General features: G+C 68.4%; 23 protein-coding genes. 7 read left to right on the forward strand and 16 right to left on the reverse strand.

Translation table 11 applies throughout. The features are described 5' to 3' along the window. Genes ACLARN_RS06970 through mshB form a run of 3 tightly spaced genes read right to left on the reverse strand, consistent with a single transcriptional unit; the run spans nucleotide 1 to nucleotide 2,049 of the window. Nucleotides 1–792 (reverse strand): hypothetical protein, encoded by a 792-nt coding sequence (locus ACLARN_RS06970; RefSeq protein WP_409490462.1) that lies wholly within the window; start codon nucleotides 790–792, stop codon nucleotides 1–3. Next, entirely contained in the window at nucleotides 785–1,210 is a 426-nt protein-coding gene (locus tag ACLARN_RS06975) for a hypothetical protein (RefSeq protein WP_409490463.1), read from the reverse strand. Before ACLARN_RS06975 ends, ACLARN_RS06970 begins: the two co-directional genes overlap by 8 nt. Further along, nucleotides 1,207–2,049 carry an N-acetyl-1-D-myo-inositol-2-amino-2-deoxy-alpha-D-glucopyranoside deacetylase gene (gene mshB, locus ACLARN_RS06980; RefSeq protein WP_409490464.1) on the reverse strand — a complete coding sequence of 281 codons (843 nt, stop codon included), beginning with the start codon at nucleotides 2,047–2,049 and terminating at the stop codon, nucleotides 1,207–1,209. Before mshB ends, ACLARN_RS06975 begins: the two co-directional genes overlap by 4 nt. A gap of 157 nt (nucleotides 2,050–2,206) precedes the next feature. Between mshB and ACLARN_RS06985 the strand changes: the two genes are divergently transcribed. Continuing rightward, nucleotides 2,207–3,988, forward strand: coding sequence for an ABC transporter ATP-binding protein (locus tag ACLARN_RS06985; protein ID WP_409490465.1), 1,782 nt, complete (start codon nucleotides 2,207–2,209; stop codon nucleotides 3,986–3,988). 402 nt (nucleotides 3,989–4,390) lie between these two features. Here ACLARN_RS06985 and ACLARN_RS06990 read toward each other — a convergent pair whose 3' ends face one another. From ACLARN_RS06990 to ACLARN_RS07005, 4 genes are all read right to left on the reverse strand, one after another. Next, on the reverse strand, nucleotides 4,391–5,308 hold the full coding sequence (locus tag ACLARN_RS06990; RefSeq protein WP_409490724.1) for an ABC transporter permease: 918 nt from the start codon (nucleotides 5,306–5,308) through the stop codon (nucleotides 4,391–4,393). Nucleotide 5,309: 1 nt separating this feature from the next. Then, nucleotides 5,310–6,326 carry an ABC transporter permease gene (locus tag ACLARN_RS06995; protein ID WP_409490466.1) on the reverse strand — a complete coding sequence of 339 codons (1,017 nt, stop codon included), beginning with the start codon at nucleotides 6,324–6,326 and terminating at the stop codon, nucleotides 5,310–5,312. A 181-nt stretch (nucleotides 6,327–6,507) separates the two neighbouring features. Beyond that, entirely contained in the window at nucleotides 6,508–8,313 is a 1,806-nt protein-coding gene (locus tag ACLARN_RS07000) for an ABC transporter family substrate-binding protein (protein ID WP_409490467.1), read from the reverse strand. Between the two features lie 287 nt (nucleotides 8,314–8,600). Continuing rightward, nucleotides 8,601–10,310 (reverse strand): ABC transporter family substrate-binding protein, encoded by a 1,710-nt coding sequence (locus tag ACLARN_RS07005; protein WP_409490725.1) that lies wholly within the window; start codon nucleotides 10,308–10,310, stop codon nucleotides 8,601–8,603. A gap of 228 nt (nucleotides 10,311–10,538) precedes the next feature. Here ACLARN_RS07005 and ACLARN_RS07010 point away from each other — a divergent pair, with 228 nt between their 5' ends. Continuing rightward, nucleotides 10,539–11,912 carry an MFS transporter gene (locus tag ACLARN_RS07010; protein WP_409490468.1) on the forward strand — a complete coding sequence of 458 codons (1,374 nt, stop codon included), beginning with the start codon at nucleotides 10,539–10,541 and terminating at the stop codon, nucleotides 11,910–11,912. 170 nt (nucleotides 11,913–12,082) lie between these two features. Here the strand turns inward: ACLARN_RS07010 and typA are convergent, their stop codons facing one another. Further along, entirely contained in the window at nucleotides 12,083–14,005 is a 1,923-nt protein-coding gene (gene typA, locus ACLARN_RS07015) for a translational GTPase TypA (RefSeq protein WP_409490469.1), read from the reverse strand. Between the two features lie 204 nt (nucleotides 14,006–14,209). Between typA and ACLARN_RS07020 the strand changes: the two genes are divergently transcribed. After that, nucleotides 14,210–14,368, forward strand: coding sequence for a hypothetical protein (locus ACLARN_RS07020; protein WP_409490470.1), 159 nt, complete (start codon nucleotides 14,210–14,212; stop codon nucleotides 14,366–14,368). A 7-nt stretch (nucleotides 14,369–14,375) separates the two neighbouring features. On the opposite strand, the gene ACLARN_RS07025 is transcribed toward ACLARN_RS07020, so the two are convergent. Then, nucleotides 14,376–14,675, reverse strand: coding sequence for a YciI family protein (locus ACLARN_RS07025; protein ID WP_409490471.1), 300 nt, complete (start codon nucleotides 14,673–14,675; stop codon nucleotides 14,376–14,378). Between the two features lie 343 nt (nucleotides 14,676–15,018). Between ACLARN_RS07025 and trpS the strand changes: the two genes are divergently transcribed. Then, nucleotides 15,019–15,984 (forward strand): tryptophan--tRNA ligase, encoded by a 966-nt coding sequence (gene trpS / locus ACLARN_RS07030; RefSeq protein ID WP_409490472.1) that lies wholly within the window; start codon nucleotides 15,019–15,021, stop codon nucleotides 15,982–15,984. Between the two features lie 49 nt (nucleotides 15,985–16,033). On the opposite strand, the gene ACLARN_RS07035 is transcribed toward trpS, so the two are convergent. The 3 genes from ACLARN_RS07035 to ACLARN_RS07045 are packed head-to-tail and all read right to left on the reverse strand — an operon-like array spanning nucleotide 16,034 to nucleotide 18,487. After that, entirely contained in the window at nucleotides 16,034–16,423 is a 390-nt protein-coding gene (locus ACLARN_RS07035; RefSeq protein WP_409490473.1) for a (deoxy)nucleoside triphosphate pyrophosphohydrolase, read from the reverse strand. Between the two features lie 10 nt (nucleotides 16,424–16,433). Further along, the gene (locus tag ACLARN_RS07040) at nucleotides 16,434–17,762 is read right to left on the reverse strand and encodes an ATP-binding protein (RefSeq protein WP_409490474.1); all 1,329 of its coding nucleotides are present in this window, start codon (nucleotides 17,760–17,762) and stop codon (nucleotides 16,434–16,436) included. Then, a complete protein-coding gene (locus ACLARN_RS07045; RefSeq protein ID WP_409490475.1) occupies nucleotides 17,759–18,487 on the reverse strand; it encodes a response regulator transcription factor in 729 nt (242 codons plus the stop codon). Before ACLARN_RS07045 ends, ACLARN_RS07040 begins: the two co-directional genes overlap by 4 nt. A gap of 144 nt (nucleotides 18,488–18,631) precedes the next feature. Between ACLARN_RS07045 and ACLARN_RS07050 the strand changes: the two genes are divergently transcribed. From ACLARN_RS07050 to ACLARN_RS07060, 3 genes are read left to right on the forward strand one after another with little or no spacing between them, the layout of a single operon-like run. After that, nucleotides 18,632–19,723: a LolA family protein gene (locus ACLARN_RS07050; RefSeq protein WP_409490476.1), complete on the forward strand. Its 1,092-nt coding sequence runs from the start codon at nucleotides 18,632–18,634 to the stop codon at nucleotides 19,721–19,723. Then, nucleotides 19,720–20,715, forward strand: coding sequence for an ABC transporter ATP-binding protein (locus ACLARN_RS07055; RefSeq protein WP_409490477.1), 996 nt, complete (start codon nucleotides 19,720–19,722; stop codon nucleotides 20,713–20,715). Before ACLARN_RS07050 ends, ACLARN_RS07055 begins: the two co-directional genes overlap by 4 nt. Beyond that, a complete protein-coding gene (locus ACLARN_RS07060; RefSeq protein ID WP_409490478.1) occupies nucleotides 20,712–21,581 on the forward strand; it encodes an ABC transporter permease in 870 nt (289 codons plus the stop codon). Before ACLARN_RS07055 ends, ACLARN_RS07060 begins: the two co-directional genes overlap by 4 nt. Nucleotides 21,582–21,681: 100 nt before the next feature. Here ACLARN_RS07060 and ACLARN_RS07065 read toward each other — a convergent pair whose 3' ends face one another. From ACLARN_RS07065 to ACLARN_RS07080, 4 genes are all read right to left on the reverse strand, one after another. Continuing rightward, on the reverse strand, nucleotides 21,682–22,788 hold the full coding sequence (locus ACLARN_RS07065; protein ID WP_409490479.1) for a serine hydrolase domain-containing protein: 1,107 nt from the start codon (nucleotides 22,786–22,788) through the stop codon (nucleotides 21,682–21,684). Between the two features lie 73 nt (nucleotides 22,789–22,861). Further along, nucleotides 22,862–23,884 carry an ABC transporter ATP-binding protein gene (locus tag ACLARN_RS07070; protein ID WP_409490480.1) on the reverse strand — a complete coding sequence of 341 codons (1,023 nt, stop codon included), beginning with the start codon at nucleotides 23,882–23,884 and terminating at the stop codon, nucleotides 22,862–22,864. Then, the gene (locus tag ACLARN_RS07075) at nucleotides 23,884–25,461 is read right to left on the reverse strand and encodes an ABC transporter permease (protein WP_409490481.1); all 1,578 of its coding nucleotides are present in this window, start codon (nucleotides 25,459–25,461) and stop codon (nucleotides 23,884–23,886) included. Before ACLARN_RS07075 ends, ACLARN_RS07070 begins: the two co-directional genes overlap by 1 nt. A gap of 223 nt (nucleotides 25,462–25,684) precedes the next feature. Beyond that, nucleotides 25,685–26,737 (reverse strand): thiamine ABC transporter substrate binding subunit, encoded by a 1,053-nt coding sequence (locus ACLARN_RS07080; RefSeq protein ID WP_409490482.1) that lies wholly within the window; start codon nucleotides 26,735–26,737, stop codon nucleotides 25,685–25,687. Nucleotides 26,738–26,801: the final 64 nt, after the last annotated feature.

Here is a 26,801-nt window from a genome sequence, read left to right on the forward strand (position 1 = left end):
TCAGGTGCCGTCGGGGTGCTCGGTGAACCACTCGTGCGCCCGCTTCCAGACCCGTTTGAGGCCGGACCGCTCGCCGAGGTAGTCGCCTGCCATGCCGACCACCGGCAGTTTCCCGAGCGCCCGGTGGAAAAGACGGCCGCGAGGCCGCTTCTCCAGTTCGCCGACGATGCCCAGCAGCCCCCGGCCGAGTCGCCACAGCGTGCCCGCGGCCGCCTTCAGGGTGATCTTGCCGTGCTTCTTCTTCGACTCGTTGAGTTCTTCGGTGAGCTTCGCCGCTTCGTCGTCTTCGGCGGCTTTGTCGTGTTCGGCATGCTTGCCCGCTGCGAGCGCCGGGTCGATGTCGCGTTCGAAGAGGACCCACGCGATCAACCGCACCCGGGCGCCGACGTCGGTCACGCCGTACTCCCCCGCGATCGCGCACAGCAGGATCCCTTGGGACGCGGAGCCGAGCGCGTCCTGCACCGGCAGCCGGTCGGCGAGCGCGCCGCCGATCCCGGGGATCGCGGTGACCAGCGCGGTGACCCGGCCGACCCGGTTCACCCACCAGGAGGTCCGCTGGTAGTTCGTCATCTCCGCCCAGGCCGCGGTGCCGGGCACCTTGACCGAGGTGATCCCGTCGAGCAGCTTGTCCTTCAGTTTGGGCTCGACGCCCTCCAGCGCGTCCTCACGCCGCCCCCTGGCCTGAAGGCCGAACGGATCCGCGTCACGCAGCGCGTCCACCATCGGACCGCAGGCGCGAACGAACGGCCGCAGCACCGCCACGACCTGGCGATCCGAAATCGCTTCACTCATCTTTGCCTCCCTTGGCGGCCTTCGCCGCTATGCCAAGGCCTCCGCCCAGCGCCAGCGCGCCAGGCAAGGCCCCGCCGCCGATCAGCAGCAGCGCCCGCCAGTCCTGTACCAGCACCAGATCACCACCCGGGCCCGTCACGCCCATCCCGAGTACGACGAGTACCCAGACGAGCAGAGGAATCACCGAAAAGGAGGGCCGGACCACTTTGGCGGTCGTCCTCACCAACAGCGGTGTCGTGATCACGGCGAGTACGACGGTCACCGGGAACGGGGCATCGCCGAGTTTCGGCAACACGATTCCGTCGAGTCGCAGCGGGAGGAAGAACAGCTCGAGGAGCCCGAGCAGAAACGCGTCGAAGCACAGCAGTGCCAGCATCCAGCGCCGTCCCGGCGTCAACGGTTGTGACGGCACGGTCACTTCCCGAGTCCTCCGAACAGGTCCGCGGCGGCGCCCTCCGCCGGTCCGTTGGCGAGCACGAAGTACTCGTTCGGGGTGATCGGCTGCGCGACGTCGTTGCTCAGCGCGAAGTGGTCCGCGAGATGCGGCGGAGCGGGCACGCTGACCTGAGTCTCGTGCGCCCTCAGTGCGGCGGCCTTCGCCGGGATGTACGCGCCGACGTCGAGGACGGTCGTAATCGTCTCGTCCGGCGTCACCGGCAGTTCGCCGTCTTCGGGCACCCGGAACGACGAACGCCCGCGCAGCGCGGCGAGCCCGGCCGCGACGGCGTCACGGGAAGAAACCGTGTGGAACACCCGCTCGACCGATTCCGCCTTCGGCGCGGCGGCCATCGTGATCTCGTGCGCGCGGACGTGGTCGGGATGGCCATAACCCCCGAAAGCGTCATAAGTGACGACCACCCGCGGCCGCACCTCGTCGAGGATCTCCGCGAGCTGGGCCGCCTGCTCCTCGATGTCACCCCCGGAGAACGCGCGCGGATGGGCCGCGGAAGGCGTCCCGGCCATCCCCGAATCGCGCCAGCGGCCGATACCGCCGAGATACCGGTGCCGGGAGACGCCGAGCGCGGCGCACGCCGACGCCAATTCACCCGCGCGGTAACCACCGAGCTGATCGGAAGCCCACGAACCGAGGCCGCCGAGGGACGGCGGGATGATCTCGCCCTCCTCGCCGAGTGTGCACGTGACAACGGTCACGTCAGCGCCTTCGGCCGCGTAGCGCGCGATGGTGCCACCGGTGGTGATGCTCTCGTCATCCGGATGGGCGTGTACTAGGAGTAATTTGGGCCGATCGGAGATCACGGCTTGAAGACTAATTCGAACACGGCGCGCATTCCTTTATAGGGTGTCGGGAACGGAAGCCCCGAGCACCGACCTTAGTCGGGCGACTCTCGGTTATCCTCGCGCGAGTCACGGCCGATGTGCCGTGACCATATGTACCCCCACGAAGGGCATCTTGGTGAGCACTGAAGCAGCATCGTCGGACCTCGGCGGCGTGTCGGGTTCGGTTCTGTCCATCTCCGACCTGAGCGTCTCGTTCCCGACCGACGGCGGCGTGGTCGACGCCGTCAAGGGCATCGGATTCGACGTCAAGCCTGGTGAGATCGTCGCGGTGGTCGGCGAATCCGGTTCCGGCAAGTCGGTGACCTCGATGTCGGTGCTCGGGCTGCTCCCGAAGACGAGCCGGATCGCGGGCGAGCTCCGCCTCGGCGAGCGCAACCTGGCCGACCTCAAGGAGAAGGACCTCCAGAAGATCCGCGGCAACGAGGTCGCGATGATCTTCCAGGAGCCGATGACCGCGCTGAACCCGGTCTACACCGTCGGCTGGCAGCTGCGCGAGGCGCTCCGCTCGCACCAGGACATCTCGAAGGAAGCCGCCGACAAGCGCGCCATCGAGCTGCTGGAGATGGTCGGCATCCCGAACCCTCCGCTGCGCTTCAAGCAGTACCCGCACCAGCTCTCCGGCGGTCTGCGCCAGCGCGTCGTCATCGCGATGGCGATCTCGTGCGACCCGAAGGTGATCATCGCCGACGAGCCGACCACGGCGCTCGACGTCACCGTGCAAGCTGAGATCCTCGGCCTGCTGCGCAAGCTGCGTGACACCCTCAACACCGCGATCGTGCTCATCACGCACGACATGGGCGTGGTCGCCGACCTCGCCGACCGCGTGGTCGTGATGTACCAGGGCACCATCGTCGAGCAGGCGCCGGTGCGCGACCTGTTCGCGTCGCCGCAGGTGGACTACACCCGCAAGCTGCTCGCCGCGGTCCCCGTGCTCGGCCAGCGTCCCGAGGGACGCCGTCTTCTCGACGACAGCGGCATCTCCGCCGACAGTGAAGAAGCCTCGAAGATCGCCGAGGACATCCGGCTCGAGGACAGCGAACTCGCGGCCGTGATCGAGGAGAACGCGCCAGCGCTCGAGATCAAGAACCTCGTGCTGGAGTACCCCGGCCGCCGCGGCCAGGCGAAGAACCGCGCGGTGGACGACGTCTCGCTGAGCATCGCCAAGGGCGAGATCGTCGGCCTTGTCGGCGAATCCGGTTCCGGCAAGTCGACCGTCGGCCGCTGCGCGATCCGCCTGCTGACCCCGACCGCGGGCACCGTGTCGATCGCGGGCAAGGACATCACGAACATGTCCAACAAGGACCTGCGCCCGCTGCGCCGCTACTTCTCCATCGTGTTCCAGGACCCAGCGTCCACCCTCGACCCGAAGATGACCATCGGCGAGTCGATCGCCGAGCCGATGGTGCTGCACAAGTTCTTGGCGGGCAAGGCGCTGAACGAGCGCGTGGCGTCCCTTTTGGACAAGGTCGAACTCGGCGGCCACTACCGCAACCGGTACCCGCACGAGCTGTCCGGCGGCCAGCGCCAGCGCGTCGCCATCGCACGGGCGCTCTCGCTCGACCCGGCGCTGCTGATCGCGGACGAGCCGACTTCGGCGCTGGACGTCTCGGTGCAGGCGCGGGTGCTGGACCTGTTCCTGGACCTGCAGCGCTCGTTGCAGTTCGCCTGCCTGTTCATCAGCCACGACCTCGCCGTCGTCGACCTGCTTGCCGACCGCGTCGCGGTGATGCAGTACGGCAAGCTGGTCGAGGTCGGCACGCGTGACCAGGTGCTGCACTCGCCGAGCGAGGACTACACCCGCCGTCTGCTCTCGGCCGCTCCGGTCGCGGACCCGGTGTTGCAGGCCGAGCGGCGCGCGGCCTGGGAAGCGGGCAAGCTCGCCCCGGTGGCCGACTAGCCCCTGGAAGTACAGGAAGGCCCCCTTCCTCGCGTCCAGCGCAAGGAAGGGGGCCTTCCTGTACTTGGGGGCCCGCCGCGATTAGTCGACTAGTTGCGGGGGTCGGGGGCACCAACTCGAGTTTCGCGTGCTTGGAGAGCGAACTCACGTGATTGGACGGAGAACTCGCGTGATTAGGAGGGGAACTCGCGTGATTGGCCGGGCAACACGCCGCCGATCCGGCCGCACGCGTGTTCTCCGTGCAATCACGCGAGTTCGCCTTTCAAGCACGTGAGTTCGCCCTGCAATCACGCGTGACGCGTGCTTCGGTACCGCCCTCTCCCAGTCGCGCTGGAAGCGCGTGAAGGCCCCCTTCCCTCGGCTGAGCCGAGGGAAGGGGGCCTTCACGCGCTAAAGCAGGTGTTACGCCTTCATCTTCCGCTGCCGCGGGTCGAAGGCGTCCCGCAGGCCGTCACCGATGAAGTTGATCGTCAGCGAGATCAGCACCAGCACGATGAACGGGCCGAAGAACAGCGCAGGCCGGTTCTGCAGCTGGGCGTAGTTCTCGAGGATGACGCGGCCGAGCGAGGTGTCGGGTAGCTGCACACCCAGCCCGATGAACGACAGCGCGGCCTCGATCAGCACGGCCTGCGCGATCGCGAGGGTCGCGTTGACCGTGATGAGCCCGATCATGTTCGGCACCAGGTGCTTGAACACGATGTGGAACGTCCCGGCGCCGGACGCGCGAGCGGCGTCCACGAATTCCCGCTGGGACAACGACATCGCCTCGGCCCTGGCGATACGCGCGATGGGCATCCAGCCGAAGGCCGCCAGCACCATCGCGACGATGTACCAGGTACCGCCGCCGAACACCTTCGCCAGGATGGCGGCGGCGGCGATCTGCGGGACGATCAGGAACAGGTCCGTCACCCGCGAGATCGCCGAGTCGGTGAAGCCGCGCAGATATCCCGCCATGGCACCGAAAACGGTGCCGATGGTGGTGGCGACGATCGACACGATGAGCGCGATCAGCAGTGAGTACTGGGTGCCGCGCAGGATCTGCGACACCATCTCCTTGCCGACCTGCGTCGTCCCGAGCGGGTAGTCCCCGCTGGGCTTGGCGAAGGACGGGAAGGAGCTGTCCTCGTAGTTGTACGGCCAGAAAATCGGCATGATCAGCACGGTCAGCACCAGGAGCAGCAGGATCGCCGTGCAGATCATCGCCAGTTTGTGCCGCAGGAACTTGCGCAGGACCAGCTTGCCCTGACTACGCGGCTCGGGCAGGGCTTCAGGGGGAAGCTTGCCTTCGGCGGCGTCGTCCGCCGTGATGAGGGAGTTCAAGTCAGCCAACGCGAATCCTCGGGTCCAGGATGCCGTACATCAGGTCGGCGATCAGGTTGGCGATGATGATGCTCGTGGCGATGACCACCAGCCAGCCCATCATCACCTGCGGATCGCTCTTGGTGACGGCTTCGACGAGCAGCGTGCCCATGCCGTGCCAGTTGAATACCGTCTCGGTGATGATCGCGCCCGAGAGCACGGCACCGAAGTTGACGGAGAACAACGTGGTCACCGGGATCAGGGCGTTCCGGAACGCGTGCCGGAAGATGACCCGCCCGTTGGCGAGGCCCTTGGCCCGCGCTGTCCGGACGTAGTCGGCGTTCAGCGTCTCCAGCATCGAGGCGCGCTGGAACCGGCTGTACGCGGCGAAGCTGATCGCCATGATGGAAAGCGTCGGCAGCAGGTAAGCGCCTATGTAACTGGCGACGAACCCACCGGGACCGTCGAAGTTCAGGGATTCCGGGCTGGTGGTCCGGATCCAGGGGTTGCCGAGGACGTCCGTCAGGCCCAGATCGCGGACCCAGCCGTTGAACTCGATCGCATAGCCCTTCAGCACGATCGCGACACAGAAGATCGGCATCGAGAACAGCAGGAACGCCAGCGTCGTGGCGATGTAGTCGATGATCGAGTACTGCTTGACCGCCGCGATGACACCGACGAGAACGCCGAGGACCAGCGCGAGCAGTTCCGCACCGACGACGAGCTTGGCGGTGACCTCGAACGCGGCCATGACCTTCGGGAACACCGGGGCCAACGCGTTGCCCTGGGCGATCGAGATGCCCCAGTCGCCGGACACGAACGCGCCGAGCCAGTCGAAGTACCGAAGGACGATGTTCTTGTCGAGACCGAGCTGACTGGCGATCTGGTTCAAGGTCTCCTGACTCATGGCCGGGTTGCTTCTCAGCTCACCCAGCGGGTCACCGGTGCCGGCGACCATGATGAAACACAGAAAAGTCCCGACCAACAGGACGGGAATCGATATCGCCAGACGGCGAAGAATGTAGATCACCAGGTTCAACGAACTGCTCCTCTTCCGGGCCTGGTCGCCGTAGTGCTGGACCGGTCACCCGGTTGTCACCGTAGTGGCGGTAACCCTACGGTCAACAGCTACTTCCGGCGGGTAGGAGGGCCCGGCTTGTGGCCGGGCCCTCCTACCACCAGGATCGCGTGAGCGAGTGGAGAAAAAGCGGGGCTACGCCCTACTTCTTCTGCTCCCACTCGCCGACGTTCCACAGGACACCGTTGTACGACTGCATGTAAGTGCGGTCGATGCCCTTGAACGCCCACATGGACGGGGTCTGGAACAGCGGCAGCGTCGCGTACTCGTCCGCGATCGCCTGGTCGGCCTTCTGGTAGTTCTCCAGCTGGACGGCCTCGTCGGTGGCCTTGACGGCCGCCTCGAACGACGAGTCGATCACCGGGTTGGACAGCCCCTGGTAGTTCTGGCTGCTGTCGTCGACCCGGGTGATGTAGATCGACTTCTGCTCGGCCTTGAACGGAGCGGCGGACCAGCCGAAGAGCGCGACGTCGTAGTCGCCGGCCGCGAGACGGCCACCCTTCAGGAAGTTGGCGTCCGTTTCGTCGGTGATCTCGATACCGGCGAGCTTGGCCTGCGAGATGACGATCTCGACGGTCTGCGTACGACGGGCGTTCTGGTTGTGCGAGATCTTGAACGACGCGCGCTGGCCGTCCTTGGCGAAGATGCCGTCGGGACCCTTGGCCCAGCCGGCGTCGGTCAGCGTCTTGGCCGCGGCCTCGGCGCCCAGACCGGCCTTGCTGCTGTAGAGGTCCTTGAAGCCCTGCTCACCCGGCATGAACACGATGCTGTTCAGCGGGGTCGCGTCGGCCTGGACTTCCTTGAGCAGCTTGTCGGTGATCTCCTGGCGGTTGACCACCTCGAAGAACGCCTTGCGCAGCGACTTGTCCTTGAACATGCGCTTGTAGTTCATGTCGAAGTGCTCGAAGGTCAGCTGCGAGCCCGAACCGTAGGTCACGCCCTGAGCCGAAAGGCCCTTGAGGGTGTTCGCCGCGGTGGCGTCCGGCTGGGTCGACGCCGCGACGTCGATCTCACCGTTCTGCAGCGCGGTCGCCATGGCCTTGGTGTCCTCCATCGCCCTCACGACGATCTTCGAGGGGCCACCCTTGCCGCCGATCCAGAGCGGGTTCTTCTCCAGCGTGACGGCCTTCTGGTTGGCGTCGAACGCGGTGATCTTGTACGGGCCGGAGGCCGGCATGTTCGCCGGATCGAAGCCCTTGAACTTGTTCGTCCAGAAGTCGCCGGCCTTCGTCAGCTGGGCCGCGTCGCCGGTCGGCGCCAGCTTGGTGATGTCCTCGATGCCGGCGTTCTTCTCGATGATGTGCGCGGGCATGATCGCCGTCGAGTTGAACAGGCCCTTGTAGTCCAGGTACGGCTCGGTGTACTTGGTCTCGAAGGTCAGGTCGTCCTTGCAGGTCGCCTCGTTGATCAGCGAGTAGCCGGTGGTCGAAGCGGCGAGGAAGGCCTGCTTGCCGTCCGCGGTCTTCGCCTTGCCGCTGTGCGCCAGCCACGACAGGTACATGTCGTCACAGTCGAACGGCTGGTTGTCGGACCACTTGACGTTCGGCTTGATCTTGTAGACGACGGTCTGCGGCTCCTTGGAGGTGACCTCCCAGGAGTCGAACACGTCGTTGTTCAGCAGCACCTTGTTGTTGCCGTCGAGCACATCGGCGCCGGCGAGCACAGCAGTCAAGATGTAGGTGTTGTACGACGAGTTGGTGTCCGGGGTGTCGTTGTTGTAGCCCGAGTACCCGTCATCGATACCCACCGTGACGGTGCCTTCGTACCCCGGGGTGTCCGCGAGCTTGAAGTTTTCGCCGTTCTGCGCCTTGCCAAGCGCCATGGCCTTGATATCGGTCGACGACCCGTTCTGGTCGGAACTGCCGCTGTCGCCACCGCTGCATGCGCTCAGCACAAGCGCGGAGGCCGCGACCAGCGACCAGGCGGAGACTGCCTTGGACTTCCTCATGAAGTGTGCCCTCCTAGCACTGGGCTCCTGAGATCGGAACAGGACCCCACACCGCTCCGGTGAGATGGCCCGGAGCCTATGACACGCCAAGCAACACTCATTTGGCGCACTGCGGGTGCACGCTAGAAAGGAAATGCACGAACAGTCACCAGTTTAGGGGCGATCGTGACCAAAGGGTAACTTGCGGCTGACATCGAGAAATACAGTGGTCACCTTGAGGAATCAGTCAGCCACTCGAACGTGCCGAGAAAGGTCACCCTCCAGGGGTCGGCTCGGACTCGAATCGGCTACTTCGGACCCCTCGTCCAGTTCACCGCGGACCCGAAAGGGCCCACCATAGGAGGACCAGCGGTTACTCCGGAAATACCAGAGCCGATGGCGAGGGTATCGGCCAGCTGGAACAACGGAATGGCCACATTCCGGTGCCACAATTCCGGTTCCAGGGTCGAAAGCGTGTCGGCGACCGGCGTGGTTCCGGTCAGCGCGGCGTCGATCGACGGCTGCAGGGCCGGGTCGCAGAAGCCCAGCGGGTTCCCCGGGACGACCGCCTTGGTCTTGTCGGCGAGCTGATCGGGGCGGCAGCCGAAGGTCGACGCCAGCACCGACGCGACGTCCGCACCTCCCGTGACCTGGCCGATCACGGCGATGTCGATGCCGACGTTGCCCGCGCCCTCCGGCGTCGTCTGCTGCACCCCGTTGAGCACCGGCATGGCCAGCAGCGTCGAGAACAGTTCCCTCGGCTGCGGCGCGATCGCGTTGACCTCGATCCCCGCGGCCACGAGTTGCGCGGTCAACTCCTTGGCGATCGTCGCGTACGGTTCCTGCTTCGCGGGCGAGGCGACGACCAGCGAGAGGTTCTTCCCGTTCTTGCGCCAGGTACCGGCTTCCTTGGTGTACCCGGCGGATTTGAGGAGTTCCTCCCCCTTGACCGGATCGGGCGTCGACGGCGGGCCGGGGGCCGGGATCGTCGGCTGGAAACCGGTGGTGGACGGGACGCGGGCCTGGGCGTCGGCGCGGAGCTTGTCCGACGGACCGCCTTCCGCCGCCTCGGTGATCAGCTTGCCGCGGTCGATCAGCGCGGTGACGCCTTCGCGCACCTTGGGATCCGACAGCGTCGAGCTCACCGGTCGCAGCAGGATCTGCGCGACCGTGGGACGGGCGACCGTGTGCAGCTGGACGGCGGAACCCAGTTCGCCGAGCCGTTTGAGGGCGTTGCCGTCGGCCCTGGTCATCACGAACTGGTCGTTACCGCTGCGCAGGGCGGCCAGTGTGCCGTCCTGATCGGCCGCACGCAGCACGATCCGGTCCAGCGCGGAGGGTTTCTCCCAATAGCGCTCGTTGCGCTCCAGGACGACCTCTCCGCGCGCGGTGTCGAGTCCCTTGATCGAGTACGGCCCGCCGACGGCCGGGAACGTCGTCGCCAGCGCGCCCTGCCAGCCGTTCGGGGCGTCTTTGAGCAGGTGGGCGGGCAGGAGGTTGTTGAAGAGCGTCTGCCAGCCCGGATACGGCTTGCCGAAGGTGACTTCGACCCGTTTGCCGCCTTCACGCGACTGGATGTCGGAGATCAGCCGGTAGCCCGCGGCGCCGATGACGCCGGGCTGGTCGCGCATCGCTTCGCGGAGGTAGGCGAAGTCCTCGGCGGCGATCGGCGCGCTGTCGGACCAGGAGGCGTCCGGCCGGATCGTGTACGCGACCGTGAACGGCTGCTGCGAGACGACCTCGGCGGACTTCATCAGGTTCTTGTCGAGCACCACGCTGCCGTCGTCCTTCGGGCGGAACACCGATGGGAGCAGCAGCTGCGAAAGCGCCGACGTCACCAGGGAGGCGTCGGCGAGATTGTGCGGGTTGTAGCCGCCGAGAACGTCGTCGACACCCACGACGACCTGCGAAGGCGTCTTCGTGGTCGAGGTGCTCACCGGCGAGGCCGACGAGCTGACCACGGGTGGGGGCGGGGTGTTGCTGCAGGCGGCGAGGAGCACGGCCGCGCACGCCAATATGGGTGCCGCTGTGTTCGCTACCCGCACGCCTGAATCCTCCCGATTTTTTCCCTCGTCATGCTGCCACGGGGGCCTGTGCCGACGCAGCGAGATTCCCATATCGGCCCGGTCGACGCGCGACCGGAGGTGGTCCCCCGTTCGGTGGACGTCCGGGAGCGCCGTGAGGTTCCTGCTCAAGGCTCGGGAAAACGCTTAGCCCGGCGAAGTGGCCACCGTTAGCTTGCGTGAGTGACCAAACGCGCGCTCGTCCTCGTGGTCGTGCTCATGTCCACGTTCACCTTCCCGCTGACCATCACGGGCGCGTCGGTCGCCCTGACGGACATCGCGGACGACCTGGACGCGGGCCTCGCGGCCACCCAGTGGGTCGTCAACGGCTACAACGCCTGCTTCGCGAGCTTCCTGGTCTTCGCGGGCTCTCTGGCCGACGTGGTGGGCAGACGGCGGATCTACGTGGCGGGCCTCGCGCTGTTCGTCGGCGGCGGGATCGCGGCCACGGCCGCCGGGAACATCGTCGTCCTCGACGTCGTCCGGCTCGTCGCGGGAACGGGCGCGGCCGCGGCGGTGACCGGCGGGCTGGCGATCCTCACCGAGACCTTCCATGGCGCGGCGCGGACGCGGGCGTTCGGCTTGGTCGGGACGGTGCTCGGGATCGGGCTCGCCTTCGGGCCGTCCATCGGCGGCCTGCTCGTCGACATTTGGGGCTGGCGGGCCGTCTTCGGCGCCCCGGCCGCCGTCGCTTGCCTCGTACTGGCCCTGACGCCGCTTCTGCCGGACGTTCGCGGTACCGCCGGGCGCCGGATCGACTGGGCGGGCGCCGCACTCTTCACGGGCGCGATCGGGCTGCTGATCTTCGGTCTGGTCGAAGCGGGCGAACTGGGCTTCGGTCATCCGCTCGTCGTGGGCACCCTGGTGCTGGCCGTCGTGCTCGCCGTCGCCTTCCCGCTGGTGGAACGCCGCCGCGCGGATCCGCTGTTCGACCTCGCGCTGCTGGCCAACCGCGGGTTCACCTCGCTCGCCGTCGCGGCGGGCGCGCTGGTGACGATCCTGGTGCCGCTGCTGGTCTACCTGCCGTCGTACCTGATCGAGGTCGTCGAGCTCGGCGCCGGGGAAGCCGGGCTGTGGCTGCTGATGCTGACCGCGCCGACCGTCCTGTTCCCGGCCGTGGGGGCCGCGCTGGCGCGGCGGCTGCCGTCGTCGTGGTTCGTCGCGGGCGCGGTCGCCGTGAGCGGGGCCGGCGCCTTCCTGCTGATGACCATGAACGCGTCGTCGGGGGTGCTCTCGTTGCTCGTCCCGCTCGTTCTGGTCGGGGCTGGCACGGGATTGACGATGGGTTTGCTGGACGGTTTGGCAATCGGTTCCGCGGGCCCGGAACATTCCGGAACGGCGGCCGGAATGTTCACCACCGCACGATTGGCGACCGAAACGATCGCGATCGCGGTTGTCGGCGCCGTTCTCGCGTCGATTACCGGAGGGAAGCTCTCCGGCGAGTCCTATACGGACGCATTTAGGATCGTTTGTTTCGGGCTGGGTTGTGTCGGCGTTCTCGGGACGGTCTTCGCGGCCGTCCTCTCGCCGCGCCGGGAAGCCGTTCCGGCGTTGTGAACACTGTCCAAAAAGGAGAACGCCTTTCCCGGCAGAATTGTCGGGAAAGGCTTGTTTTTAACAAAGAACACCCGATCGAATACTCTGCGTGACCATCGAACGGCCGAAAACGCCGAAGGGCGCCTGATCACGGTGAGTGACCAAGCGCCCTTCGGCGTTCGCTGAGTGGATCAGCCGCGGTTCTTGTTGCGGTTGCGCTCCTTGGCGCGCTGGTTGACGTCCAGCGTGACCTTGCGGATCCGGACGACGTCGGGGGCGACCTCGACGCACTCGTCGACGGAGCAGAACTCCAGCGCCTCTTCCAGGCCCATCTTGCGCGGACGGGCCAGCGTCTCCATCACGTCGGCGGAGGACTGACGCATGTTCGTCAGCTTCTTCTCCTTGGTGATGTTGATGTCGAGGTCCTCGGCGCGCGGGTTCTCGCCCACGACCATGCCCTCGTACACCTCGGCGCCCGGCTCGACGAAGAAGGTGCCGCGATCGGCCAGCTGGATCATCGCGTACGCGGTGATCGGGCCGGACCGGTCGGCGACCAAGGAACCGGAGTGACGGGTGCGGATCTCGCCCGCCCACGGGAAGTAGCCCTCGAACACGTGGTTCGCGATACCGGTGCCGCGGGTCTCGGTGAGGAAGTCGGTGCGGAAGCCGATCAGGCCGCGCGCCGGGAGAACGTAGTCGAGCTTGATGCGGCCCGAGCCGTGCCCGCCCATGTGCTCCATGCGGCCCTTGCGGGCGGCCAGCAGCTGCGTGATGCCACCGAGGTGCTCTTCGGGGGCGTCGATCGACAGGCGCTCGAACGGCTCGTGCAGCTTGCCGTCGATCATCCGGGTGACCACCTGCGGCTTGCCGACGGTCAGCTCGAAGCCCTCACGGCGCATCTGCTCGACGAGGATGGCCAGCGCCAGCTCGCCACGGCCCTGGACCTCCCAGGTGTCGGGGCGCTCGGTCGGCAGCACCTTGATGCTGACGTTACCGATGAGCTCCTGGTCCAGCCGCGCCTTCACCAGGCGCGCGGTGACCTTGTCGCCGCCACTGCGGCCCGCCAGCGGCGAGGTGTTGACACCGATGGTCATCGAGATGGCGGGCTCGTCGACGGCGATCCGGGGCAGCGCCTCGGGGTTCTCGACGTCGGCGAGGGTGTCGCCGATGGTGATCTCGGGGATGCCGGCGATGGCGACCAGTTCGCCCGCGCTCGCCTCGGTCGCCGGGACGCGGGTGAGCGCCTCGGTGACCAGCAGTTCGGAGATCCGGACGTTCTGGATGGTGCCGTCCTCGCGCATCCACGCCACGGTCTGGCCCTTGCGCAGGTTGCCGGAGTGGATGCGGATCAGCGCGATCCGGCCGAGGAAGTTCGACGCGTCGAGGTTGGTGACCAGCGCGCGCAGCGGGCCTTCCTTGTCCGCGAAGGGCGGCGGCACGTGACGCATCAGGGTCTCGAAGAGCGGGTCGAGGTTCTCGCTCTCGGGCACCGCGCCGTCGGCGGGCTGCTCGAGGCTCGCCTTGCCCGCTCGCGCGGAGGCGAACACGACCGGCAGGTCGAGGATCGCGTCGAGGTCGGCGTCCTCGATGTCACCCGCCAGGTCGAGGAGCAGGTCGTGGGTCTCCTCGACGACCTCGGAGATCCGGGCGTCGGGGCGGTCGGTCTTGTTGACCACGAGGATGACCGGAAGGCCGGCCTCGAGGGTCTTGCGAAGCACGAACCGGGTCTGCGGGAGCGGCCCCTCGCTGGCGTCCACCAGCAGGACGACGCCGTCGACCATGGCGAGGCCGCGCTCGACCTCACCGCCGAAGTCGGCGTGGCCGGGGGTGTCGATGACGTTGATCGTCACCGGGCCGTTGTCGGTCTCGCGGTGGATGGAGGTGTTCTTCGCGAGAATGGTGATGCCCTTTTCCCGCTCGAGCTCCCCGGAGTCCATCACGCGGTCGACGAGTTCGGCACGCTCTTCGAAGGCGCCGGACTGCCGGAGCATGGCGTCGACGAGGGTCGTCTTGCCGTGGTCGACGTGTGCGACGATGGCGACGTTGCGCAGGTCGGGTCGCGTCTTGCCGGAATGGCGGCCGGCATCGACTGCGGTGGCGCTGGCTGCGGGCACGCGAAGGCTCCAAAGGGTTCAAGTCGGGTGTGGTGCCCGCGCTCGCACATTCGAGACACGCTTGACCGACTTTGGCCATACGCGGACCACACCAGGATACCGGTAGCCCGAGTGTGAGCAGCCCCACGCCCCAAGATCGGTTAGGCTCACCTAACGTGAACAGCCAAGGCGGGCGTCGCCGACGAAGTCCGACGAGGAGCTCGAGTGGGCAAGAAGAAACCCGACGACCCGCAAAAACTCGTGCGCAAGTGGATGAAGTCCGGCAAGGTCAAGAAGAAATGCTGCCGGTCCAAGTCGCGGTGCGGGAAATGCCCCGTCCTCGCCCTCAAAAAGGCGAAGACGAAGATCGCGAAAGCGGCCTAGAAGATCGTCAATGCACCACCGCCTCGTTGACCGCCCGCAGTTCCGGCGCGGTCCGGGTCGGCGAGAACTCGATCACCTCGTAGGCGGCCATGTGCTTGATCGAGAAGGGGTCGGTCGCGAGGATCGCGTCCAGCTTTCCCCTGGCCATGGGCCTGGTGATGATGACGCCGCCGATGCGCGGGTTGCGCCTGCCGGAGGCCAGGAAATTGCCGTGCTCGTACTGCTTGGTCAGCCAGTCGGCGTGATCAGGGAGCACGTAGTCGATTTCTTCGATGGGTGCCGTGTAGGTCAGCAGGACGACATACATGAGATGACGGTAGACCCGGATCCCCAATGTGACAGGCGTACTACTGAAGCCGATATGAAGTGTTGACGCGACATGCCCGGAATGAGTGACACACGCCTTTTCGGCCCGCAAGTAGTCCTCTAGTCGCGATCATTCGCCGTCGAACCACCGCGACTAGAGGACTACTTGCGGTAGTCGCGTACCATCGTCGGCATGCGCACGCAGAACGCTCAGTGGTGGCTGCCCTCCGGCGGCCCCGCAGTCCTGCGCTGAACCAGACGAGCGCACCACCAGGCCGCCCCACCGGGCGGCCTTTTTCGTGCCCGGACCCTGGGGCGGCCCGAATCCGGAAGGAAGAAGGCAGATGATCAGGTTGTCCGGGATCACCCCGTCCGGCCACGTCCACGTCGGGAATCACCTGGGGGCCATTTCCCGCTGGGCGGACGAGGGCGGGCCGGACGACCTGTACTTCGTCTCCGACCTGCACGCGATGACGAACTCGCACAATCCGGCGAAGCTGCGCTCGATGGCTTCCGAGCAGCTGGCCGTGCTGATCGCGGCCGGGATCGAGCCGGACCGCGTGTTCGTGCAATCCGACATAGCCCGCGAACTGGGCGCCCTCAACTGGGTCCTCGAATGCACCTGCAACTACGGCGAGGCCGCCAGGATGATCCAGTTCAAGGAGAAGTCGAAGGGCCAGGCGGGCGTCCGGCTGTCCCTGCTGACCTATCCGGTGCTGATGGCGGCGGACATCCTCTTGCAGGGCGCGGACGAGGTCCCCGTCGGCGAGGACCAGCGGCAGCACGTCGAACTGGCGAGGACGCTGGCGAAGCGGTTCAACTCCACCTACGGCGACGTGTTCACCATGCCGAAGGCGGTGCTGCCGCCCGCCGGTGCCCGCGTCATGGACCTCGCCGTGCCGACGCGGAAGATGTCGAAATCGACGCGGGAGGAGGCCGGAGTCGTGTTCGTCCTCGACGAGCCCGACCAGGTCAGGCGGAAGGTGAAACGCGCGGTGACGGACGGCGGGTCGAAACCCGCCTACGCGCCGGAAACCCGGCCGGGGATGGCGAACCTGCTGGACATCCTCGCGGCCTGCGTCAAGGAGAAACCCGAGGTCCTGGCCGACCGGTACGACTCCTACGGCCAGGTGAAGGAGGCCGTCTCCGAGGCGCTCATCGAGGAGTTGCGGCCGGTCCGGGAACGCGCGCTGGCGCTGCTCGCCGACCCCGGTGAGCTGGAACGGGTCCGGAAAGCGGGTGCCGTCCGGGCGGCGGAACGCGGTGAGCACCGGCTCCAGTCCGCGCTGCGGCTCATCGGCGCCGGCTGAGCCGCGTGAAGGCCCCCTTCACGCGGCTCAGCCGAGGGAAGGGGGGCCTTCACGCGGGAAGCAACAGAGCGTGGAGGGCGGGCAGGAGGATTCGATCCGCGGGCAGCCAGTCGAGATCGTCGAGTTCAGCGGTGGAGATCCACCGGACGTCCTTGTGCTCCACCGCCCGCGGCTCATCCCTCGCCGAGACCAGCGAAGCGGCGTAGATCCGCAGCACCTTCCCGCCCGGCAACGGGACGTCCTCGCCGACCCGGCCCCCGACCGTCACCGCGACGTCGAGTTCCTCCAGGCATTCACGCGCCAGAGCGGCCTCGTCGCCTTCGCCGTCCTCGACCCGTCCGCCCGGTAGTTCCCATTGCCCGGCGTGGTCGGCGGGCCAAGCCCGCTGCTGCGCCAGCAACTGTCCGTTCCGCACGATGGCGGCGCCCACGATGACCACGCGGCTCACCCTACTGAGGCCGTGCGGCCTGCCAGACGATCTGGAAGCGCGCCCCGCCATCGGGTGATTCGCCGACGCGTACCCGGCCCCCGCGCCGCCGGACGGCCTCCGCGACCATCGCCAGTCCCAGCCCGGTGCCGCCGGAGGACCGCGCCCGCGAATCGGACACGCGGTAGAACCGGTCGAAGACCCGCTCGCGGTGTTCCGGCTCGATGCCCGGTCCGTCGTCGTCGACCACCACCCGGACGGTGGACCGCGCCGCGAGCACCGACACCACTATCTCCCCGCGCGCGTACCGGCAGGCGTTGCGCAGCAGATTGCTCAGCACCAGTTCGACCTCAGCGTGCGTGGCCAGCGCCCACGCCGTCCCGGTCGTGCCGCTCACCCGGATGTCCGGCGCGTCGGCGGGCATCCGCGCGACCGCCGCCCGCACCTCGCTCACCAGCTCGACCGGTTCCGCGGGCGGCACCTCCCCCGCGTCCGACCTCGCCAGCGCCAGCAGCCCGTCGAGTAGCGCGGAAAGCCGTTCCGCCTCCTCGAGGACGTCGGACAGCGTCTCCTGCGAGAGTTCGGGATCGGGGTTGGTGACCGCGACCTCGGCCTGCACCCGGATCGACGCGACCGGCGACCGCAGTTCGTGCGCGGCGTCCCCGGTGAACCGCCGCAGCCGCTCGGCGGCCTCTTCCTGACGCGCCAGCAGCGCGTTGAACTCTTCGGCCAGCGCGCGGAGTTCGTCGTGCGAATCGGGCAGCGGCAGACGCGCGCCCGGAGGGAGCGCCCGCACCGACCCGCGCATCCTGGCCACCGGCCGCAACGCGAACCGCACCAGCAGCCACGTCGCGATCCCCGCGCCCACCGCCCCGACGGACGCGACCACGAACAGCCACAGCCCGGCGGAACGCACAGCGGTGGCGAAACCGACAAGACCCGCGCCGGCGACGACCAGCCGTTGCTGCCCGTCGGGCGCGGTGACCACGGTCCCCACCCAGCGCCAGCTGTGCTCACCACCGGTCGTGACCGATTCCCCCGCTTTCAGCGCGCGGACCTCCGAGGGCCCGAGATTCGCGGGCGGCACGCCGTCCACCGGGCCGCCGCCGGTGTCGAGCACCCGGACGGTGACCGCCGAGGCCGTCGGCGTCCGCCCCGTCGCGACGTCGGCCTTCGCGGTGTCCAGCTGGGCACTGAGTTCCTTGTCGACCGATTCGGTGAGCAGTGGCTGGAGATTGTCCCCCGCGACCGCGGCCAGCCCGAGCAGGAACCCGAGCGTGACGGCGGCCGTGAGAAGGGTGATCCGGACCTGGAGCGAACGGCGGCGCCACCAAGACGGCGACCCGATCACCCCTGGCCCGCAGGGGCGATGACCTCGTCGAGCTGCGCGTCCGAGGCCAGGTAGCCGTGCCCGCGCACGGTACGGACCAGCGCGCCCGCGCCGACGGCGTCGAGCTTGCGGCGCACGTAACCGACGTAGACCTCGACGACGTTGCGGGTCGCGGCCTGTTCGTCTCCCCAGACGGCGCGCAGCAGTTCGTCCTTGGTGACCACCGTTCCCGCCCGGCCGGCCAGCACCTCCAGCAGCGCGAATTCGCGTGGGCTGAACGCCACTTCGATGCCGTCGTAGCGGACCTGCCGCAGGCTCCGGTCGACTTCGAGCGCACCGATCCGCAACGGCCCTCGGATCGCGTCCGGCGACGCCCGCCGCAGCACCGCGCGTACCTGCGCGACCAGGACGACGAACGAGAACGGTTTCACGAGGTAGCCGTCGGCGCCGAGGTCGAGGCCGTCCGCCTGGTCGACCTCGCCGTCCTTCGCGGAGATCATCAGCACCGGCGTGGTGACGCCGAGCGCGCGCAGCCGTTCGAGTACGCGGTAGCCGGAAAGACCCGGGAGCATGATGTCGAGCAGGACGACGTCGAAGGAGCCCGTCTGCGCGAGTCGCAGGCCGCTGGGCCCGTCGGCCGCCGTGACCACGTCCATGTCCTCGGCGCGCAGGCCGCGCTGCAACGCCTTGCGCACGCCGGGCTCGTCGTCGACCACCAGTACTCGAGGTTTCACGTTCCTCATCATTCACGCTTTCACCAGCTCACGCGCGAGCTCTCAGCGCCATCTCAGCTCCGACGGCGGAGTCTGAGTGGTATCTCAGCGTTTCCGGGGAAGCGTTGTCGCCAAGACCCGAGCACACTGGGGTTCGGGGAACCAGGGAGAGACAGCATGGATCCGAAGAGGAAGGCCATCGCCGCGGCGGTGGTGGGGACGGCACTCGGCGTCGGCGGGCTCGCCGTCGTCGCGATGCCGGCCACCGCGGGTGACGCACCGATCTTGCCGCAGATCAGCGCCGAAGAGCTGGTGCAGTCCACGCTCAACGCGAAGCCGTCGTCGTTCGACGGGAAGGTCAAGGTCAACAACGACCTCGGCCTGCCCCAGGTCGGCAGCACGCTGCCCGGGGTGTCGGCGCTCGACATCGACTCGGCGCAGGTCTCCACCGACGGCGCGGGCAAGAGCAAGATCTCGCTCACCGAGGGCTCGAGCCAGCAGACGATCGTCCGGAACGGCCAGACCGTCTGGGAGTACAACTCCAAGGACAACTCCGCCACCAAGGTGACCGTCCCGGCCGAACTGGCCAAGGAGCACCAGAACAAGGTCGAGGGCCAGGCCGTCGACCCGGCGACGGTGGCTTCGGAACTGCTCGGCAAGGTGCGTGAGACCAGCACGATCGCCGTCGACGGGACGTCGTCGGTGGCCGGCCGTTCCGCGTACGAACTGGTGCTGACGCCGAAGCCGACCGAGCGGACGCTCCTGCGCGAGATCCGCGTCGCGGTCGACGAGCAGACCCGGATGCCGCTGCGGCTGACGGTGCTGGCCAACGGCACCGCCTCGCCTGCGTTGGAGGTCTCCTTCAGCGAGATCAACTTCGCGAACCAGCCCGCGTCGAACTTCGAGTTCACCCCGCCGAAGGGCGCGAAGGTGACCGAGAAGACCGCCGAGGTCGAGCCGAAGGACCGTGAGCTCGCCGAGCAGGCGAAGTCCGACCTCAAGGTCGTCGGCGACGGCTGGGACACCGCCATCACCGGCAAGATCCCGGCCGACGCGCTGGCGAAGGCCGGCGAGGCCAAGGGTGAGGACGGCCGCGCGGTCGACCCGAAGGCGCTGCTTTCGCGGTTCGCCAAGCCGGTCAGCGGCGCCTGGGGCAGCGGCTGGCTGCTGACCACCAAGGTCGGCAGCGGCGTGCTGACCGACGACGGCCGCTACGCCGTCGGCGCGGTGCCGGAGCAGGTCCTCTTCGAGGCATTGGCCGCGAAGTGACCACAACGTTCGAAGCCGGGGCGGGCGTCTCTCAGGAGGCGTCCGCTCCGGCGGTACCCATGGCGGCCCGCACCAGGGGCCTGCGCAAGGTCTACGGCCGCACGGTGGCCGTAGACCACGTCGACCTCGACGTTCCCGAAGGCGCCGTGCTGGGGATGCTCGGCCCCAACGGTTCGGGCAAGACGACGACCATCCGGATGTTGCTCGGTCTCGTGCGGCCCACCGAAGGCGAGGTCGAACTCTTCGGCAAGAAGATGCCGGACGAGGCGGCGCACGCGCTGCCCGACGTCGGCGCGCTGGTCGAAGGGCCGGGCTTCCACCCTTTTCTTTCCGGACGGGACAACCTGCTGCGCGTCGCCGCGGCCGAACCGAGGCTGGCCTCGGCCGGGATCCCCGGAGCGGTCGACTCGGCACTTGAGCGGGTCGGCCTGACCGACGCCGCGACCCGGCGCTACAAGGGCTATTCGCTGGGGATGAAGCAGCGGATGGGGCTCGCGAGCGCGCTGCTCGTGCCGCGTCGGATGGTTGTGCTCGACGAGCCGACGAACGGCCTCGATCCGGCCGGTACCAGGGAGATCCGCCGGATCATTGCCGAACTGCACGCCGACGGGGTCACCGTGCTGGTGTCCTCGCATCTGCTGGCCGAGGTCGAAGCGACCTGCACGCACGTCGCGGTGCTCCAGTCGGGGAACGTGATCGCCCAGGGCGAGCTCGCGGAACTGCTGGAGTCGGGGAACGCGGCACTGCTGGTGCGGACACCTGACGCCGAACTCGCGGTGGAAACGTTGCGGGAGAACAGGATCGGCAGCAGGCTCACGCCGGACGGCGTCCGGGTGGACCTCACCGCGGCCGAGGCGCCCGACGTCCTGCGTCATCTGGTGACGGCCGGGGTGGCCGTGCACGAGGCGGCGAGGGCGAGGACCGGGCTCGAAGACCTGTTCGCCCGGCTGACCCAGCCGGAGTCCACTGTAGACGGTGAGGGGGAGTCGTGACCCACGCTCTGGCCGCGGCACCTGCGGCACGGACCGGCCAGGACAGCGTCGGCTTGCTCCGGTTGTATCGCGCCGAACTGCGCTGGATCTTCCGGCGGCCCCGCACGCTGGCCGTGCTGGGACTGCTCGCGCTGATCCCGATCGTGATCGGGGCCGCGCTGACGCTGGTCGACGCGTCGGAAACGAGCGGCGGACAAGACGGGGCGCTGCTCGCCTCCGCGGTCAACAACGGGTTCATCCTGCCGGTCGCGGCCCTGACCATGACGCTGGCGCTACTGCTCCCGCTCGCTTCGGCGATGGCCGGGGCGGACGCGATCGCCGGCGAGGCGGCGCACGGGACGCTGCGGGGCTGGCTGGTCGCCCCGGTCGGCCGCGGCAGGCTGCTCACGATCAAGGCGTTCGGCGTCGCGACGGTTTCGGTGATCGCCGTACTGTCCATGACGTTCACCGGTTTCGCCACCGGGCTCATCATCAGCGGCGCCGACTCGATGTTCACCCTCACCGGCTCGACGCTGAGCGTCTGGGACGCGCTGGGCAGGCTCCTGCTCGTGGCTCTGTGGGTGACGCTGCAACTGTGGGCGGTCGGCGCGGTCGCGCTCGCGATCTCGTCGTTCACCGAGCACCCGATGCTGGTGGTCGCCTCGGTGCTGGCCGGGACGATCGTGTTCACCATCCTCGGCTTCCTGGACGCGGTTTCGTGGCTGCATCCGTTCCTGCTCAACAAGGACTGGTCACTGGCACCGGCTTCGGTGCTGATGGATCCGCTGGACACGGCGTTGCTCGGCGAAGGCGCTCTCCGCGCCGCTTGCTACATCGCCATCGGGCTCTCGATCGCCTACGCGCGCCTCACTACGCGCGACGGGTGACCGCTCGGTCCAGGTGGTGCCTGGCGCAAGTAATCCTCTAGTTGCGGTAGTTGCGTGTGCAAGGACCGCAACCAGAGGACTACTTGCGACCCATCCGCGGTCAGCGGCAGAAGACCGCCTTCGCCATGGGGAGCACCGCTTCAGTGGGCGGGTCTTGCTCGTACGGGTTGAGGGACACTGTCAGCGACTTGCCCTTTCCGTCAGTGAAGGCGACGGTGACGTAGCCGATCAGCTGCCCTGTGTGCCCCCACACCGGCTTGGGGCCATCCGCGCAGGGGATCGCGAACTCCTGCAATCCCAGGCCGTAGCGGAACAGCGGAACCGCCTCCCGCATTCGCCGCATCTCCGTGAGGCTCTTCTGGCTCGTCAGGCGTCCCTTGAGCAGAGCGGTGACGAACGTGGTCAGGTCGCGCGTGGTGGAGATCATCTCGCCCGCCGCCCAGTCCAGTGACGGATCCATGTCGGTGGCGTCCACGATCGTCGGCGGCGTCCCGGGCAGTGGTTCGTAGCCGCGGGCGTGCGGCTTGGGCAGGGAGGGACGGTGGCCCGGCACGCTGGTGTGCGTGAGGTGGAGCGGGCGCAGGATCCGTCGCGCCACCTCCTCGCCGTACGGGTGCCCGGTCAGCCTCTCGACCAGCAGGCCGGCCACGACGTAGTTGGTGTTCGAGTAGTGCCAGGACTCGCCAGGGTTCTCGAAGTCCGGGCCTTTCGCGAACGCCACCTTCAGCAGTTGCGAAGGCGTGTAGTCGTCGAAGCGGGCATCGGCTCGCCAGCGATTGGTCGAGTGGCCCGGTTCGCTCATGTAGTCGTGCAGGCCGCTGGTGTGCTGCAGGATGTGCCGGACGGTGATGCGCCCGCCATCGGGTACGACGCCCGGCAGATGCCGCTCGATCGGATCGTCGAGTGCCAGCCGTCCCTCGTCGGTCAGCTGCAGGAGCACCGTCGCCGCGAAGGTCTTGGTGACGCTGCCGATCCGGAAGTGGCCGTCGGCGGCGGCCGGTGCCCCTGATGCCAGGTCACGTACGCCCACCGCGTGCGACCACTGGCCGGTGCCGGTCCGGACGTGGATCAGCCCGGCCGTGATGTGGCGGTCGGTGGCGAGGGCGGTCAGCCGGTCGTGCAACTCGGCGACGGGAATGTCCGGCGTGGCCGGTGCGGCGGCCGGACTGATGGCGAGAACGAAGGACAAGATCGTCTTCAGGAGCATGGTGACGACGGTATGCAGGGCGGGCCCCGCGAGCCCTGAGGAAAACCGCAGGTTTCAGACCGGACTACCGCATTTAGGGGCCGACTTGCGGGAGTTGGGCGACGCCGTCCGGGTCCAGGGCGAGCCGCACGGTGTCGCCAGGACGCAGATCGGCGGTCACCGGTGCGACGGCGTCCACAGTGGACTCATCGCCGAGCGCGACCACGAGCCGGACGTGCTCCCGCCGGTGCACCACGGCGGTGACCGCGCCCTCGACGCCGTCCGGGGAAACCCGCAAACCGTGCGGCCGCAGCCCCAGCCGCACCGCGCCGTCCTCGACGTCGGGCAACGCGACCTCGCCGAGCGCGGTCCGCACCACCCCGCCGGACACCTCGCCGTCGACGAACGTCGTGACGCCGAGGAACCGCGCGACCCCCTCGTCCACCGGTTGCCGCCAGACCCGGCGCACCGCGCCCTCCTGCCGGATCTCGCCGTCGTCCAGTACGGCGACCCGGTCGGCCAGGGTGAACGCCTCTTCCTGGTCGTGCGTGACCAACAGCGCGGTGATCTTGCTGCGCCGCAACAGCGCCGCGAGGTCGATGGCCAGCTGTTCCCGCAGTCCGGCGTCCAAACCGGACAGTGGTTCGTCCAGCAGCAGCAACCGCGGTTCCGGCGCCAGCGCGCGGGCCAGCGCCACCCGCTGCGCCTGCCCGCCGGACAGTTCGGTCACCCGCCGCCGCTCGTAACCCTTGAGCCCGACCAGGTCCAGCAGCGCGCGGACCCGCTCCGCGTGCTCGGCGCGCGGGACGTCGTGCATCCGCAGGCCGAACGCGATGTTCGAGGCGACGTCCTTGTGCGGGAACAGTTGCCCGTCCTGGAACACCAACCCGAACTCCCGCCGGTGCACCGGGACACCGGCGAGGTCCTCACCGTCCCACCGCACGGCGCCCGAGGTCAGCGGCTCCAGCCCGGTGATCGCCCGCAGCAGCGTCGACTTCCCCGAACCGGACGGGCCGAGCAGCGCCAGCACCTCGCCGTCGGCGATATCCAGCCTGGCGTCCTTCACGGCCGCGAAAGATCCATAGTGGACGGTCAGATCCCGTACCGACAGCGACACTAGAACTCCCCTACCGAATTCTGCCCGCGGACCGCGCCGAACCGGTCGATCAGCACCACCGCCACCACGGTCACGATCATGAGCAGCGCGCAGGCCGCGTAGGCCATCTGGTTGTTCAGTTCACCCGGCCGCGAGATCAGCGTCGCGACGGCGACCGGCAGCGTCGGCGCGTCCGGCCTGGCCAGGAAGCTCGTCGCGCCGAACTCGCCGAGCGCGACCACATAACCGAAACCGGCCGCCGCGACCAGCGAACGCGCCGTCAGCGGGAGGTCGATCTCGCGCCACACCCGGCCGGGACTCGCGCCGAGCGTCGAAGCGGCCTGCCGCAGCCGGACGTCGACCGACCGCAGCACCGGCAGCACCATCCGCACGATCAGCGGGATGATCACCAGGGCCTGCGCGAGCGGCACCAGCAGTGGCGACGTCCGCAGATCACCCGGCAGCGCGTCGAGCGTGATGAGGTAGCCGAAACCGACGGTCACCGCGGAAACGCCCAGCGGCAGCATCAGCGCCGCGTCCATCGTCTCGCCCATCCCCCGCGCCAGCCTGCCCGGCGTCCGGCGCAACGCCACCAGCACGACCGAGGCCAGCACGCCGACGATCATCGCCAGGATCGTGGCGTCGAACGCCGTCCGCAGGGACATCGACGCCGCGTCCCAGCCCGAGACCTGCAGCGCGCCCTGGGATCCCTGGCCGCCGAGCGCCGCGTACCCGGCGAGGCTCCAACCGTCCGAAGTGGACACCGACTCGACGAGCAGCGCCACGATCGGCGTCATCAGGAGCACGATCACCGCGAGACCGGCGGAAACGGCCCACCACTCGCCGCCTCTCGGCCGCCGCGCGGTTTCGGACCGCGAGCGCAGCCGGACCGCGTTCCCCCGGCGGCGCCTGGCCAGCGCGCCCACCACCAGCGCGGCGACGACGGCGGCGAACTGCACCAGCGACAGCGCGGCGGCACCGGAGAGGTCGAGCAGTTCGACCGTGCGCAGGTAGATCTCGGTCTCCAGCGTCCGGAACTTCGCCCCGCCGAGAATGAGCACGACCCCGAAGCTGGTGGCGCAGAACAGGAACACCACCGCGGCCGAGGACGCGATGGCGGGCGCGAGCGCGGGCAGCGTCACCGAACGGAAGGCACGCCACGGCGACGCGCCGAGAGCCCGCGCGGCGTCCACGGTACGCGGGTCGAGATGGCTCCACAGCCCGGAAACGGTGCGCGCGACGACGGCGACGTTGAAGAAGGCGTTGGCCAGCACCAAAGGCAGCAGACCGCCGTCCGGCCAGAGCGCGCGGAACGCCAGGCCGACCACGACGGTCGGCAGCACGAACGGCACCAGCACGAGCGTCCGGACCAGCGAGACACCCGGCAGCCGCACCCGCGCGAGCAGGAACGCGACCGGCAGGCCCGCGAGCACCGCGACGATCGTCGAAACCCCCGCGCTCGCCACGGTGAATCCCGCGAGTCTCCAGGTCAGCGGGTCGCCGATGGCCGTGCCGACCCCACCGGAACCGAAGCCCCGGCCGATGATCGCCGCGACCGGCCAGGCGAAGAACACCACGAGGAAACCAAGCGGCAGCACGGCGAGTGCGGCCAGCCCGGCGCCACGGGAAGTCAGCCTGGTGGCGCCTAGCCTGTGTCTCTCAGTGCGCGCTTTCGGATTTCCGCAGCCGGGCCGCGGAATGGGCTGCTCACTCACGTGGCCGTGTCAGCGGCCCGTCTCCGCAAATCCGAGGCCTCCGACCGAAGAGACACGCGCGCGCGTGTCCTCGCCCCACCTGCCAACTTCAGTTTGGGAGACACTCCTAGCCTTCGAACAGCGTGCGCCACTGGGCGATCCACTGCTCGCGACCGGCCTGGATCTTGGCCGGTTCGAGCGTCTTCGGCTGCTGCGGCAGCGGCGCGGCCTGCGCCCAGCCCTGCGGGAGTTCGACACCCTGGCGTGCCGGGTAGACGTACATGTTGCTCGCCACGGTCACCTGGAACTGCTGGGACAGCAGGAAGTCCACCACCTTGCGGGCCTTCTCGACCTGCTTGCCGCCTGCCAGCACGCCGGCGTACTCGACCTGGCGGTAACAGGTGTCCAGCAGCGCCTTCGTACGCGGCTTGCCGTCGTCGCCGAGTTCGGCGGCGGGCGAAGAAGCGTAGGAGACGACGATCGGCCGCGGGCCCTTGCCCGAGGAACCGGAGAATTCCTTGGTGTAAGCCTCTTCCCAGCCGCTGACCGTCTTGAGCCCGTTCGCCTTCAGCTGCGTCCAGTACGCCTGCCAGCCCTGCTCGCCGAACTGGGCGACGGTGCCGAGCAGGAACGCCAGCCCTGGCGACGACGTCGCGGGGCTCTCGGCGACCATCAGGTCCTTGTACTTGGCGTCGGCCAGATCCGCGAACGACTTCGGCTCCGGGATCCCCTTTTCCGCGAAGTACCGGGTGTCGACGTTGACACAGACGTCGCCGAGGTCGACAGCGGAGAGCCGGTGCTCGGGGTCGACGGAGTAACGCTGCGGGCCGCGATCGGCCTCAGGGCTGGTGTACTGCTCGAAAACGCCCTCGGCGAGCGCGCGGGAGGCGAACGTCGAGTCGATGCCGTACGCGACGTCGCCGATCGGGTTCGCCTTGGTCAGCACCAGCTTGTTGGTCAGCGCGCCGGCGTCACCCTGCTTGAGCACGGAGATCTTGATCCCGGACTGCCGCTCGAACGCGTCGAGGACCTCCTGCGGGGCGAGCCACGAGTCGTGCGTCACGAGCGTGACCGTCGCCGGTGCCTGCGGGTCGTTCCCCGGAGTCCCGGAGAGCGAGCAGCCCGCGGCGAGGGCCGCCACCGTGCCTGCCGCAACCAGCGTGCGGAGGGCGCGTTTCATCTAGCCTCCTGCGATTTCAAGGGGGGACCCGTGGCAAACGTGCAGCGTAGCCGACGACGTACCA

The organism is Amycolatopsis sp. cmx-11-12 (genome assembly GCF_046269425.1).
Taxonomy (GTDB): Bacteria; Actinomycetota; Actinomycetes; order Mycobacteriales; family Pseudonocardiaceae; genus Amycolatopsis.

Excerpts from the sequence above, each read along its gene's own strand:
- ACLARN_RS07065 (WP_409490479.1), bottom strand. The coding sequence starts at position 22,788 with ATGCTCCTGAAGACGATCTTGTCCTTCGTTCTCGCCATCAGTCCGGCC.
- trpS (WP_409490472.1), top strand. The coding sequence starts at position 15,019 with ATGATCAGGTTGTCCGGGATCACCCCGTCCGGCCACGTCCACGTCGGG.
- ACLARN_RS07000 (WP_409490467.1), bottom strand. The coding sequence starts at position 8,313 with ATGAGGAAGTCCAAGGCAGTCTCCGCCTGGTCGCTGGTCGCGGCCTCC.
- ACLARN_RS07025 (WP_409490471.1), bottom strand. The coding sequence starts at position 14,675 with ATGTATGTCGTCCTGCTGACCTACACGGCACCCATCGAAGAAATCGAC.
- ACLARN_RS07050 (WP_409490476.1), top strand. The coding sequence starts at position 18,632 with ATGGATCCGAAGAGGAAGGCCATCGCCGCGGCGGTGGTGGGGACGGCA.
- ACLARN_RS07045 (WP_409490475.1), bottom strand. The coding sequence starts at position 18,487 with ATGATGAGGAACGTGAAACCTCGAGTACTGGTGGTCGACGACGAGCCC.
- ACLARN_RS06970 (WP_409490462.1), bottom strand. The coding sequence starts at position 792 with ATGAGTGAAGCGATTTCGGATCGCCAGGTCGTGGCGGTGCTGCGGCCG.
- ACLARN_RS07080 (WP_409490482.1), bottom strand. The coding sequence starts at position 26,737 with ATGAAACGCGCCCTCCGCACGCTGGTTGCGGCAGGCACGGTGGCGGCC.